This window comes from Pseudomonas sp. JS425 (genome assembly GCF_018223845.1).
Classification (GTDB): domain Bacteria; phylum Pseudomonadota; class Gammaproteobacteria; order Pseudomonadales; family Pseudomonadaceae; genus Aquipseudomonas; species Aquipseudomonas asiatica.
Map to the genome: position 1 here is coordinate 878,295 of NZ_CP073661.1, position 13,045 is coordinate 891,339.

Annotated in this window: 13 protein-coding genes; 7 read left to right on the forward strand and 6 right to left on the reverse strand. The window is 62.2% G+C overall.

The window, feature by feature from the left end:
• Nucleotides 1-24 precede the first annotated feature (24 nt).
• Nucleotides 25-1,719, forward strand: a complete 1,695-nt coding sequence (gene ettA / locus KDB76_RS03975) for an energy-dependent translational throttle protein EttA (protein ID WP_212632228.1) — start codon at nt 25-27, stop codon at nt 1,717-1,719.
• 315 nt (nt 1,720-2,034) lie between these two features.
• The gene (gene gdhA / locus KDB76_RS03980; RefSeq protein WP_015268894.1) at nt 2,035-3,375 is read left to right on the forward strand and encodes an NADP-specific glutamate dehydrogenase; all 1,341 of its coding nucleotides are present in this window, start codon (nt 2,035-2,037) and stop codon (nt 3,373-3,375) included.
• 122 nt (nt 3,376-3,497) lie between these two features.
• Here gdhA and KDB76_RS03985 read toward each other — a convergent pair whose 3' ends face one another.
• From KDB76_RS03985 to KDB76_RS04000, 4 genes are all read right to left on the reverse strand, one after another.
• Entirely contained in the window at nt 3,498-3,995 is a 498-nt protein-coding gene (locus KDB76_RS03985; RefSeq protein WP_038408667.1) for a GreA/GreB family elongation factor, read from the reverse strand.
• Between the two features lie 67 nt (nt 3,996-4,062).
• Nucleotides 4,063-4,419 (reverse strand): hypothetical protein, encoded by a 357-nt coding sequence (locus KDB76_RS03990; protein WP_013970815.1) that lies wholly within the window; start codon nt 4,417-4,419, stop codon nt 4,063-4,065.
• A 240-nt stretch (nt 4,420-4,659) separates the two neighbouring features.
• Complete coding sequence (locus KDB76_RS03995; protein ID WP_038408669.1) at nt 4,660-6,513, reverse strand: DUF4105 domain-containing protein; 1,854 nt, start codon at nt 6,511-6,513, stop codon at nt 4,660-4,662.
• A 74-nt stretch (nt 6,514-6,587) separates the two neighbouring features.
• Nucleotides 6,588-7,076, reverse strand: a complete 489-nt coding sequence (locus KDB76_RS04000) for a DUF3015 domain-containing protein (RefSeq protein ID WP_003256313.1) — start codon at nt 7,074-7,076, stop codon at nt 6,588-6,590.
• 253 nt (nt 7,077-7,329) lie between these two features.
• Between KDB76_RS04000 and KDB76_RS04005 the strand changes: the two genes are divergently transcribed.
• The 5 genes from KDB76_RS04005 (at nt 7,330) to KDB76_RS04025 (ending at nt 12,116) form a co-directional block, all read left to right on the forward strand.
• A complete protein-coding gene (locus tag KDB76_RS04005) occupies nt 7,330-9,768 on the forward strand; it encodes an ATP-binding protein (protein ID WP_013970817.1) in 2,439 nt (812 codons plus the stop codon).
• Nucleotides 9,769-9,929: 161 nt separating this feature from the next.
• Entirely contained in the window at nt 9,930-10,268 is a 339-nt protein-coding gene (locus KDB76_RS04010) for a hypothetical protein (RefSeq protein ID WP_038408670.1), read from the forward strand.
• Between the two features lie 192 nt (nt 10,269-10,460).
• The gene (locus tag KDB76_RS04015) at nt 10,461-10,949 is read left to right on the forward strand and encodes a TIGR00645 family protein (protein ID WP_003247486.1); all 489 of its coding nucleotides are present in this window, start codon (nt 10,461-10,463) and stop codon (nt 10,947-10,949) included.
• Nucleotides 10,950-11,107: 158 nt separating this feature from the next.
• Complete coding sequence (locus tag KDB76_RS04020; protein ID WP_013970818.1) at nt 11,108-11,413, forward strand: DUF6482 family protein; 306 nt, start codon at nt 11,108-11,110, stop codon at nt 11,411-11,413.
• 85 nt (nt 11,414-11,498) lie between these two features.
• Nucleotides 11,499-12,116, forward strand: coding sequence for an FKBP-type peptidyl-prolyl cis-trans isomerase (locus KDB76_RS04025; RefSeq protein ID WP_003256315.1), 618 nt, complete (start codon nt 11,499-11,501; stop codon nt 12,114-12,116).
• 127 nt (nt 12,117-12,243) lie between these two features.
• Here KDB76_RS04025 and KDB76_RS04030 read toward each other — a convergent pair whose 3' ends face one another.
• Both KDB76_RS04030 and KDB76_RS04035 read right to left on the reverse strand, forming a co-directional pair.
• Nucleotides 12,244-12,489, reverse strand: coding sequence for a hypothetical protein (locus KDB76_RS04030; protein WP_003256316.1), 246 nt, complete (start codon nt 12,487-12,489; stop codon nt 12,244-12,246).
• Between the two features lie 84 nt (nt 12,490-12,573).
• The gene (locus tag KDB76_RS04035; protein WP_009686103.1) at nt 12,574-12,915 is read right to left on the reverse strand and encodes a zinc ribbon domain-containing protein YjdM; all 342 of its coding nucleotides are present in this window, start codon (nt 12,913-12,915) and stop codon (nt 12,574-12,576) included.
• Between the last annotated feature and the right edge of the window lie 130 nt (nt 12,916-13,045).

Genomic DNA, 13,045 nt, shown 5'->3' on the forward strand with positions numbered 1-13,045 from the left:
ACAGGATTAAAGGCGAATCAAACCATGTCAAAAAATGACAAATCAGGCAAAACAGGCTCTTACGTCTACACCATGCATCGGCTGAGCAAGGTCGTGCCGCCGAAGCGGGAAATTCTCAAGAACATTTCCCTGTCGTTCTTCCCGGGCGCCAAGATCGGCGTGCTCGGCCTGAACGGCGCGGGTAAATCGACCCTGCTGCGGATCATGGCGGGCGTCGACAAGGAATTCGACGGCGAAGCCCGTCCGATGCCCGACATCAACGTCGGCTACCTGCCACAGGAACCGCAACTGGACCCGAACAAGTCGGTGCGCGAAGTGGTCGAGGAAGCGGTCAGCGTGATCAAGGACGCCCAGGCGCGCCTGGACGAGGTCTATGCTGCCTACGCCGAACCGGATGCCGACTTCGACAAGCTGGCCGCCGAGCAGGCCAAGCTGGAAGCCATCCTGCAGGCCGCTGACGGCCACAACCTGGAGCGCCAGCTGGACGTTGCCGCCGACGCCCTGCGCCTGCCGGCCTGGGATGCACGCATCGAGCACCTGTCCGGTGGTGAGAAGCGCCGCGTGGCCCTGTGCCGCCTGCTGCTGTCGGCCCCAGACATGCTGCTGCTGGACGAACCGACCAACCACCTGGACGCCGACTCGGTGGCCTGGCTGGAGCGCTTCCTGCACGACTTCCCGGGCACCGTGGTAGCCATTACCCACGACCGTTACTTCCTCGACAACGTCGCTGGCTGGATCCTGGAACTGGACCGCGGCGCCGGTATCCCGTACGAAGGCAACTACTCGGGCTGGCTGGAAGCCAAGTCCGAGCGTCTGGCGCAGGAATCCAAGCAGCAGAGCGCCCACGAAAAGGCCATGAAAGAGGAACTGGAGTGGGTGCGCAAAGGCGCCAAGGCCCGCCAGTCCAAGTCCAAGGCACGTCTGCAGCGCTTTGAAGAAATGCAGTCGCAGGAATTCCAGAAGCGCAGCGAAACCAACGAGATCTACATCCCGGCCGGTCCGCGCCTGGGCGACAAGGTCATCGAGTTCAAGAACGTCACCAAGGGCTACGGCGACCGCGTGCTGATCGACAACCTGTCGTTCTCCATGCCTAAAGGCGCCATCGTCGGTGTGATCGGTGGTAACGGTGCCGGTAAGTCGACCCTGTTCCGCATGCTGATGGGCAAGGAACAGCCGGACTCGGGCAGCATCGAGATCGGTGAAACCGTGCAGCTGGCCTGCGTCGACCAGAGCCGCGAAGACCTGGACGGCGGCAAGACCGTGTTCCAGCAGGTTTCCGACGGCTCTGACATGATCCGCATCGGCAACTACGAGATCCCGTCGCGTACCTATGTGGGCCGCTTCAACTTCAAGGGTGGCGACCAGCAGAAGTTCGTCAAGGACCTGTCCGGTGGTGAGCGTGGCCGCCTGCACCTGGCCCTGACCTTGAAGGAGGGCGGTAACGTCCTGCTGCTCGACGAACCGTCCAACGACCTTGACGTCGAAACCCTGCGTTCGCTGGAAGAAGCCCTGCTGGACTTCCCGGGCGCGGCGATCGTGATCTCCCACGACCGTTGGTTCCTGGACCGTGTGGCTACCCACATCCTGGCGTACGAAGACGACTCGAACGTGGTGTTCTTCGAGGGTAACTACACCGAGTACGAAGCCGACCGCAAGAAGCGCCTGGGCGATGCTGCTGCCCAGCCGCACCGTGTACGGCACAAGAAGCTGGCCCAGTAAGCCGGTGTTCTGATGCACAAGAATGGGGCCCTTCGAGGCCCCATTTTTGTGCTCGGCTGGAAAGTGGTGTTGGCTTCTTCGCGGGTAAACCCGCTCCCACAGGGATGCCCATAGCTCTCGGGCTTGCGCAGCTCCTCTGTGGGAGCGGGTTTACCCGCGAAGAGGCCAACACTGATAGCGAATTTGTATACACTTATATAAAACGCACCAAATAATTTCAAAAAAACGACATTTCGCCCTATTCCGGTGCGATTGCTTCTTGGTACATTCCTGAAAAAAACCAATAAGTCCAATCCTCTTGGTGAGATGTCTACCATGATCGAATCTGTCGACAATTTCCTCGCGCGCCTGAAGCAACGCGATCCGGCCCAACCTGAATTCCACCAGGCTGTGGAAGAAGTGCTGCGCAGCCTTTGGCCATTCCTCGAGGCCAACCCGCATTACCTGCAGGCCGGCATTCTGGAGCGCATGGTCGAGCCCGAGCGCGCCGTACTGTTCCGTGTGTCCTGGGTCGATGACCAGGGCAAGGTGCAGGTCAACCGCGGCTACCGCATCCAGATGAGCAGCGCCATCGGCCCGTACAAGGGCGGCCTGCGCTTCCACCCGTCGGTCAACCTGGGCGTGCTGAAGTTCCTGGCCTTCGAGCAGGTGTTCAAGAACTCTCTCACCTCGCTGCCCATGGGCGGCGGCAAAGGCGGCTCGGACTTCGACCCCAAAGGCAAGAGCGACGCCGAAGTCATGCGTTTCTGCCAGGCGTTCATGAGCGAGCTGTACCGCCACATTGGCGCTGACCTGGACGTCCCGGCCGGTGACATCGGCGTGGGTGCCCGCGAAATCGGCTTCATGTTCGGCCAGTACAAGCGCCTGGCCAACCAGTTCACTTCGGTGCTGACCGGCAAGGGCATGACCTACGGCGGCAGCCTGATCCGTCCGGAAGCCACCGGCTACGGCTGCGTGTACTTCGCCGAGGAAATGCTCAAGCGCCAGGACAAGCGTATCGATGGCTGCCGCGTGGCGATTTCCGGTTCGGGTAACGTGGCCCAGTATGCCGCGCGCAAGGTCATGGACCTGGGCGGCAAGGTGATTTCGCTGTCCGACTCCGAAGGCACCCTGTACGCCGAAGCCGGCCTGACCGATGCCCAGTGGGATGCGGTGATGGAGCTGAAGAACGTCAAGCGTGGCCGCATCAGCGAACTGGCCGCGCAGTTCGGCCTGGAGTTCCGCAAGGGCCAGACCCCGTGGAGCCTGCCGTGCGACATCGCCCTGCCGTGTGCCACGCAGAACGAACTGGACGCCGAAGACGCCCGCACCTTGCTGCGCAATGGCTGCATCTGCGTGGCCGAAGGCGCCAACATGCCGACTACCCTGGAGGCTGTGGATATCTTCCTGGAGGCCGGCATCCTGTACGCCCCGGGCAAGGCCTCCAACGCCGGCGGCGTGGCCGTGTCGGGCCTGGAGATGTCGCAGAACGCGATGCGCCTGCTGTGGACTGCCGGTGAGGTGGACAGCAAGCTGCACAACATCATGCAGTCGATTCACCATGCTTGCGTGCATTACGGTGAAGAGGCGGATGGCAGCATCAACTATGTCAAAGGTGCGAACATCGCGGGCTTCGTGAAAGTGGCTGATGCGATGTTGGCGCAGGGCGTGGTTTGATCTGAGGCCGTTGGGGCCGCTTTGCGGCCCTTTCGCGACACAAGGCCGCTCCCACAGGGAATTGCGTACTCCTGTGGGAGCGGCCTTGTGTCGCGATGGGCTGCAAAGCAGCCCCCAGGTCCTCAATCTTCACCAAAAACCTCAACCACTTCGATCACCTGCTCCCCCACCGGCCGCCGCCAGACCACTTCATCCCCAGGCCCCGCCCCGAGCAAAGCCCGCCCCAACGGCGAACCCCAGTTTATCAACCCCCGCCCGGCATCCGCCTCATCCTCGCCCACCAGCCGCACCACATGTTCCTGGTCCTGCGCATCGACAAACCGCACCCGGCTGCCAATCTGCACCTTGCTGCGCGACGTCGCCGCCGGCACAACCTGGGCGCTTTGCACTCGCGCGCTGAAGTAGCGCAGGTCCCGTTCGGTATCCGCCAGCCGCTGCTTGTCGCCACGTTCAACTTGTGCCTGCAGTTCGCTGCGCAGGGCATTCAGCTCGGTCACGCGCTCCTGCAGTTGGCGCAGGCCACTGGCGGTCACGTAGTTGGGTTGTTCGCTGACCCGTCGCTCGACCGGCTGATCAGCCTGGGCGGCGGCCTGGTCTTCGTTGACGAATGCTCGGCTCATGCGTGGCCTCCTTTTGCAGGAGACCATCATCGCAGGCCGCCGGTTTCAAGGGATGTCCGTTTGCGACTCAGTTGTGGCGATAGGCGCGTGCGGCGTCGCGGTCCTTTTCCTGCTCCCAGTCGCGCTCGCGCTGGTCCCAGAAGCGCTCGTGGTACTGGCGCTGTTCTTCGCTGTTCTGCATGGCGTGGCACTGGCGAAAGCCGTCGTCCCAGCCGCTTTCGTACTGGCGCTCGTGCAGGTAGCGCGGCACGTCCTTGCGAAAAGCGCCGACCATCAGCCCTGCCGCCTGTCGGCCGCTGCTGCAGCCGTCCTGGAAGCCATCGGCATAGGCGGGGGGATAACCCTGGTGGACCATCTGCTCGTGGGTGGTTTCGCAACCAGACAGCAACAACGCCATGCACACGCCGAACCAGTACCGCGACATAACCACAAAACCCTCCGGTTGATACTGGAAAGTCTAGGTGGCGATTTGTCGGGGAGCCGTTAAAACAGTGTCAAAGAGTCGGTTGGTTCACACAGGTCAGCCTTGATGCGGTCATTTGTGGGAGCGGCCTTGCGTCGCGAAAGGGCCGCAAAGCGGCCCCGGCAATTCTGCATGAGTGCAACAATCTGGGGGCGCTTCGCACCCCTTTCGCGACGCAAGGCCGCTCCCACAAAGTCCGCTTCAGTAGTGATACCACTTCAACTCCAGCATCACCTCGTTCTGCGCCGTAGCCAGGTGGCTGAACTCTCGCGAAGCACTCAACCGCAGGCCCAGGTTCTGGCTGATCTCCCATTGCTGGTTAAGGCTCACACTGCGCCGTACTTCGCCATTGGTGAAATAATCGCCCTTGGCCTCCAGCGTCATGTTGCCCAGCCCGTTGCGCCACAGCAGCCCGCCATTGAAGCCCGCCGCCGGGGCGATGAACTGGGCAAAATCATTGTGGTGCTCGACCCGCAGAGTGCCCAGGGCAAAGCCCAGCAACCCGTCGGCCAGTTGCCAGGTGCCGCCGGCCCCGCCGTTCACATGGCTTACCAGCACTTCGTCATCATGCTTGCCCGGCACGCGCTCCAGCCCGCCGGCCACCTGCCATGACCAGGGCTTGAGCAGCTCGTTGCGCGGTGTCAGCGAGCGGATGGTGGCCAGGTCCAGGCGCTGCACCTGCCAGTCATTGCCTTCGTACTGGCGCAGCTTCAGCTGCAGGATCTCGATCTGCGCCCCCAGCGGGAAGCCATAGGCGTTGTCATTCAGGTCGTGGTAGGCCATCCGCAGGCCGTACTCGGCGTAGGCGCGGTCTTCGCGGGTGCCTACGCCCAGCTGCCAGGTGCGCGAGTCATGGCCGTCCTCGGGCAGGCCTGGGCGCTCGATCTGCAGGGGCGGGGGCGGGTTGCTGTTGATTGCCCGCAGCAGTTCGAAGCTGCGTTTCGCCTGCCCAGGGTCGCGCTCCTGGCCATTGGCACGGTAACGCTCCAGGCGGTACGCGGCGTCCTGCACCAGCGCCTGGCGCTGGCGGGGGAGGGCCTTGAATTCGGGGCTCTGCAGTTGCCCGGTGTCGGCACTTACAGCCAGCACCTGGCGCTTTTCGTCGTGATCGAGCGGCTCGGCCCGGGCCAGCAGTTCACGTTCGCGAGAGGGGCGGTACGTCTCGCTGGCGACCATGCCGGACTGCTTCACGGCTTTCACCGTGTCGGTCGGGATGGCGGTCAGCGGGAACTGCGAGGTCAGGTCAAGGCCCGGCCGGGCCACCTGCAGCAGCTCCAGCAGGCGGTACGAGCAGTTCTCATCGAAGAAGAAGTAGTCGAACTGGATCTGCTTCAGCTCCCACACATGTTCGACCATGCGCCCGGTTTCTTCCGGGGTCAGGTCCAGTTGGTATTCCCACAGGTCGCGGTTTTCCAGGCTGCGGTATTCGGACAGTTTCTCCTGGTAGGGCATCAGCGCGAACAGGCCCGGGTAGCCACCCATCAGGCCCTTCCAGGCATACAGGATGCTGTTGTCGCTGCCTTCGATGTAGGCGCCGAAGTTGATTGCGTAGCTCAGCAGCGTGGTGTCGTCGCTGCGGGTGTTGGACTGGTCGATGCGCAGCAAGGTGTGGCCGAACATCGATGACGGGCTGTTCAGGTAGGCCGCCGGGAAGATCAGCGCCGCACTGTGTGGGTCGATCGACTGGTACCAGGTGGTGAACTCCTGGCAGTCAGGTTGCGGCAAGTCTTGCAGGTCGAGCTGTTCGCGCAGCCAGCGGGTGCGCGCCGGGAATACGCACTGGGCATGTTTGTCACCGAGGCTGGCCGGGGCGTACAGCGCTTCGACCGTGGCTTGCAGCTCTTGGTCGGGGTGGTGCGCGCCGTCCTCGGCAAGGAAGAACGCATCATCATCCACGTAGCTGCGCCAACCACCCAGCTTGGCGGTTTCGTAATGGCCCAGGGCAATCCAGTAAGGGGTGTTGGCCAGTTGCTGGACACGGCCTTGGTCCAGCACAGGCGCGGCATGAACAGGGGCGCAGGCACACAGCGCCAGAGATACGAAGCGTTTGAGCATGTCGGGCAACTACTTCTTAACGATGCCGAAAAAAGGCGAAACCCGCCCCGGGGCCGGGGCGGGAGGAGCTGCACTCAGGCCTCGGTTGCGTATTTGGCCAGGCGTGGGTCGTTCTTCAGAACAGCCAGGGTGTTGCTGTGGACGGTTTCGGCAGTGACGTCGGCGCTGCTGAAGATCTGGTTGAAGTGCTGATGGGTGACCGATGCGAAGTAGCCACGGTCTTCAGGGGCCACGCCGAGAACCACGGCATAGGTGGTCAGTGCTTCGCCCTGGCCCATGGCCATGTCTTCGGAAAGCTCATTCATCATGCCGTTCATGGCGAACCAGGACTTGCCGCCGTAGGTCAGCGACGCTTTGGTCGAGCAACCGTTGGTGCCGGAGGTCATGCCGAAGGTGGCGTTACCGGAGGTGCCGTTGGTGGTGGAAGCCAGGAAGTGTGCCGGAGTGCCGCGCTGGCCTTCGAACAGCATGTTGCCCCAGCCGCAGTTCGGGCCGCCTGGCGCTTCGGCCATGGCATTGATCGAGACCACGGTGAACAGAGTACCCAGAAGAATCCGTTTCATAGCATTTGTTCTCTATTTGACTTAACCAAGGGTCAGGGTTTCTGGCAACTCGGTTGCCAGGTCGGGAAAGCTTTTCACCCACCCGCGCAGCTTGGAGTTTAGGCACGATCTAAGAGTTGCGTTGTTGATTGCGAAAAATTTGCTGTTGCATGACCCGCACCGGCTGCGACATAAAGTCCTGCGGAGCCTTGCAAGGCGCGCGCGGGCAGCGCCAGAATGCTGCCTATCTGCCCCGCCGAAGTAAGGAAACCCAATGCCCGATCCTGTCGCTGCGCGCCTGCGTCTCGCGCCTGAAGCCCTGACCCGGCGTTTCTCCCCCGAGCAGTTTGCCTTTACCAATACCGACGATCTGGAGCCGTTTCGCGGAGTCCTGGGCCAGGAGCGTGCTGTCGAGGCCCTGCAGTTTGGCGTGGCCATGCCGCGCCCTGGTTACAACGTTTACGTGATGGGCGAGCCCGGCACCGGCCGCTTCTCGTTCGTCAAGCGCTACCTCAAGGCCGAGGGCAAGCGTCAGCAGACCCCGGCCGACTGGGTTTACGTCAACCACTTCGATGACACGCGCGAACCCCGCGCACTGGAATTGCCGTCCGGCACCGCCGGGGCGTTCATTGCCGACATGAACGGGCTGATCGACAACCTGTTGTCGACCTTCCCTGCGGTATTCGAGCACCCGTCCTACCAGCAGAAGAAAGGCGCCATCGACCGCGCCTTCAACCAGCGTTACGACCGCGCCCTGGATGTGATCGAGCGCGCCTCGCTGGAAAAGGACGTGGCCCTGTACCGTGACGCCAGCAACGTCGCCTTCACCCCGATGGCCGACGGCAAGGCGCTGGATGAAGCCGAATTCGCCCAGTTGCCGGAAGAGGTGCGCGAGCAGTTCCACGAGGATATCGCCCTGCTCGAGGAACGCCTGAACGAAGAGCTGGCCAGCCTGCCGCAATGGAAACGCGAGTCGAACAACCAGCTGCGCCAGCTCAACGAAGAAACCATCACCCTGGCCCTGCAGCCGTTGCTGGCGCCGCTGTCGGAGAAGTACGCCGAGAACGCTGCGGTCTGCGCCTACCTGCAGTCTGTGCAGCTGAACCTGCTGCGTACCGTGGTCGAGCAACTGGTCGATGACAGCAAGACCGACGCGGCCGCGCGCAAGCTGCTGGAAGAGCAGTACGCCCCAAGCCTGGTGGTCGGCCACCACGCCGATGGCGGTGCGCCGGTGGTGTTCGAGCCGCACCCGACCTACGACAACCTGTTTGGCCGTATCGAATACAGCACCGACCAGGGTGCGCTGTACACCTCTTACCGTCAGCTGCGCCCAGGCGCGCTACACCGCGCCAACGGCGGCTTCCTGATTCTGGAAGCCGAGAAGATGTTGGGCGAGCCGTTCGTCTGGGACGCGCTCAAGCGTGCGCTGCAGTCGCGCAAGTTGAAGATGGAGTCGCCACTGGGCGAGCTGGGGCGGGTGGCCACCGTTAGCCTGACGCCGCAGATGATCCCGCTGAACATCAAGCTGGTTATCATCGGTTCGCGCCAGCTTTACTACGCGCTGCAGGACCACGACCCGGACTTCCAGGAAATGTTCCGGGTGCTGGTGGACTTCGACGAAGACATGCCCATGGTCGACGAGAACCTGGAGCAGTTCGCCCAGCTGTTGCGCACCCGCACCAACGAAGAGGGCATGGCGCCACTGACCAGTGACGCGGTGGCGCGTCTGGCCACCTACAGTGCCCGCCTGGCAGAAAACCAGTCGCGCCTGTCGGCACGTATCGGCGACCTGTTCCAGCTGGTCAGCGAAGCCGATTTCATCCGCCAGCTGGCCAGTGACGAAATGACCGACGCCGGGCACATCGAGCGTGCGCTCAAGGCCAAGGCCACCCGCACCGGGCGTGTTTCGCAGCGGGTGCTGGACGACATGCTCGCCGGCATCATCCTGATCGACACCGAAGGCGCGGCCATCGGCAAGTGCAACGGCCTGACCGTGCTGGAAGTGGGTGATTCGGCGTTCGGTATGCCGGCGCGTATCTCCGCCACCGTGTACCCGGGCGGCAGCGGTATCGTCGACATCGAGCGTGAGGTAAACCTCGGGCAGCCGATCCACTCCAAGGGTGTGATGATCCTCACCGGCTACCTGGGCAGCCGCTATGCCCAGGAGTTCCCGCTGGCGATCTCGGCGAGTATCGCCCTGGAACAGTCCTACGGCTATGTGGACGGTGACAGTGCCTCGCTGGGCGAAGCCTGCACGCTGATCTCGGCCTTGTCGCGCACGCCGCTCAAGCAGTGCTTCGCCATTACCGGCTCGATCAACCAGTTTGGTGAAGTGCAGGCGGTGGGTGGGGTCAACGAGAAGATCGAAGGCTTCTTCCGCTTGTGCGAGGCGCGTGGCCTGACCGGCGAGCAGGGGGTGATCATCCCGCGTGCCAACGTTGCCACGCTGATGCTCGACGAGCGTGTGCTGCAGGCAGTGGAGAACGGCATGTTCCACGTGTACGCGGTCAGCCAGGCCGACGAGGCGTTGAGCCTGCTGGTGGGCGAGGAGGCCGGTGTGCTGGATGACAAGGGCCAGTTCACCGAAGGCAGCGTCAACGCGCGGGTGGTGGAGCGCCTGCGTGAGATTGCCGAGATGATCAGCGAGGAAGAAATCGAGAAGGCGGAGAAAGAGCGCCTGGAAGAGGTGATTGCCCAGGCCAAGCCGGCCTGAGTCAAGAAACCGGCGCTGGCGGCGATGTGCTACCGTTCAGCGCCGGTTTTCCATCTTTCTTTACCGTTCTTCTATGCTGGAACTTAAGGACGGTAACAGCGTTCAGGATGGAAACAGCCTGAGGTTCAGGCTGAACAAGGCTTATTGGAGGGGGCGCGGCCATGCGCAATCTCAGCCTCACACGCCAGTGCCTGGGCCTGGTGACCCGCATCGAATGCGGCATCCGTCCGCTGGCCGGGGATAACGGCATGTGGACGCTGCTGTTCGCCGCCGGCATGGCCGGTGAACAACCGTCCGCGATCAAGGCCCAAGGGCCGTTCCATGGGCCGCTGGTGGCCGAATCTGTGCTCAATGCCATTGTCGACAGCCTGACCTTGCATGGGTACCAGGTGGCCGAGGATCCGCAGATCTGGTGTTTGCATTTGCAGGCGCAGTTGCGGCGGATCAACGGTGAGCGGTGTAGGAATCTGGGGGATTACCAGTTTCATCCTGAGACCTGATTGATGCAGGGGGCCGCTTTGCGGCCCATCGCGACACAAGGCCGCTCCTACAAGGGACCGCGATCTCTTGTAGGAGCGGCCTTGTGTCGCGATGGGCTGCAAAGCAGCCCCGTTCACCGGGCTTTTGCTGTAACAGGTGGCTGGCTATACTCGCCGTCGCTTTTTTAGTCACCTGATGAGTCCCGAAACTCCATGGAACGTATCCTCGAAAATGCGATGTATGCCTCGCGCTGGCTGCTCGCCCCCATCTACTTCGGCCTGTCCCTCGGCCTGCTGGCCCTGGCGCTGAAATTCTTCCAGGAAGTGGTCCACGTCCTGCCCAACGTCTTCGCCCTCAGCGAAGCCGACCTGATCCTGGTGATCCTGTCGCTGATCGACATGTCGCTGGTGGGCGGCCTGCTGGTGATGGTGATGATCTCCGGCTACGAGAACTTCGTCTCGCAACTGGACATCGACGAGAGCAAGGAAAAGCTCAACTGGCTGGGCAAGATGGACTCTTCGTCGCTGAAGATGAAGGTTGCCGCATCGATTGTGGCCATTTCGTCCATCCACCTGCTGCGGGTGTTCATGGACGCACAGAACATCTCCACCGATTACCTGATGTGGTACGTGATCATCCACATGACCTTCGTGGTCTCGGCATTCTGCATGGGTTACCTGGACAAGCTGACCAAGCACTGAACCTTTCAGGCCTCTTCGCAATCCCTCTGGGAGCGGGCAAGCCCGCGAAGAGGCCGACACGGCCCAACTGACGAGCGGCGTCAGTCATGCCTTGTGCATTCGCCCTTTCTGTACAAAAAATGAGCTCTCATGCGTGGTTCCCATCGCGAGGTGCTCTCATGAACCTGCATCAGCTCAACACCGAGGCCAGGGCTGGCCATGTCGACGAACTGAACCTGATCGCCATCGAAGGCGGTGACTACCTGCTCGAAGCGCGGATCAAAGGCCACCCCCATCCTCTCTCCGACACACGTGGTGAACGCTTGCGCGTGCATTCGGTGGAGGATGCACGCAAGTTGCTGCAAACCATCCCCATGGTCTCGATGAACCTGGTGCACTGGTCGGTGCAGGACGAAATGTGCGGCATGGGCACGCACCCGGAAGAAGACTTGAAGGTGCCGATTTCCCAGCGCTCGGCCTGGTAGCTGCTCGCAGCGCCCCAGTGTGCTAGGCTGCTCGCCCTTTTCATCAAGGGCGCGGCTTCACTGCGCCCTGCAGTGGAGCACGACAATGTCCGAACTCAACCTGTCCACCGACGAAACGCGCGTCAGCTACGGCATCGGCCGTCAGCTGGGCGGCCAGCTGCGCGACAACCCGCCACCGGGCGTCAGCCTGGAAGCCATCCTGGCTGGCCTGACCGATGCCTTCAACGGCGCCGACAGCCGCGTCAGCGAAGCCGACCTGTCGGCCAGCTTCAAGGTGATCCGCGAAGTGATGCAAGCCGAAGCAGCTGCCAAGGCTGAAGCCGCTGCTGCCGCTGGCAAGGCATTCCTGGTCGAGAACGCCAAGCGTGACGGCATCACCACCCTGGCTTCGGGCCTGCAGTTCGAAGTACTGACCGCAGGTGAAGGCGCCAAGCCGACCCGCGAAGACAATGTGCGCACCCACTACCACGGCACCCTGATCGACGGCACTGTGTTCGACAGCTCCTACGACCGTGGTCAGCCGGCTGAATTCCCGGTAGGTGGTGTGATCGCTGGCTGGACCGAAGCCCTGCAGCTGATGAACGCTGGCAGCAAATGGCGCCTGTACGTGCCGAGCGAGCTGGCCTACGGCGCCCAAGGCGTTGGCAGCATCCCGCCGCACAGCGTGCTGGTGTTCGACGTCGAGCTGCTCGACGTTCTGTAATGCCCTCGGGGCCGCTTTGCGGCCCATTCGCGGGCAAGCCCGCTCCCACAGGTACAGCGCAGGATTCAAATGCTGTGGAGTCCCTGTGGGAGCGGGTTCACCCGCGAAGAGGCCGGCCCTGCCAGCCTCAATTCCAGTCTGTCCCCCCGGGGCGCAACGCCCGCGCATAGCAGAACAGAAACAGATTCCGCACCAGCTCCTTGAGTACCCCCGGTTCACTCGAATTCAGCCCGCTCATGTCCAGGTCGCCCTGGTCACGCAGCTCGTCGAGCGCTTCTTCTTCAAGCACTGCGCACACTTCGCCGGTTTCCCGATGAAGAATGCGCAGGTAGGGGTGAGGGCGGTCCAGCCAGGCGTCGATCAGATAAGTCATGGCTATTCTCCTTGGATAGCAGTCCCAATGAGAATAATTCTTATTACCTGAATAGCAAGCGCCAATTGGCGGTTTTTTGGAAAATCAGACTTTGCGAACGAACTCGGACTTCAGCTTCATGGCGCCGATGCCGTCGATCTTGCAGTCGATGTCGTGGTCGCCGTCGCACAGGCGGATATTCTTGACCTTGGTGCCGACCTTGACCACGAGGGACGAGCCCTTGACCTTGAGGTCCTTGATCACGGTGACGGTGTCGCCATCCTGCAGGATGTTGCCGACCGAGTCCTTCTTCACCACCTCGTCGCTGGCCGCTTCGGCGTCGCCGCTGGCCGACCACTCGTGGGCGCATTCAGGACAGATCAGCTGAGTGCCATCCTCATAGGTGTATTCGGAGTTGCATTTCGGGCAGGGTGGCAGAGTGCTCACTTCGGTTCCTCAAACAAACAGACGGGCGGTTAAAAACCCGAATTGTATAAGGTATTTTTTCAGAAGTGATTATGTCCGGACAAAAGCATCGCGGGCAAGCCAGCTCATACAGGCGACGCAATCCTGTAGG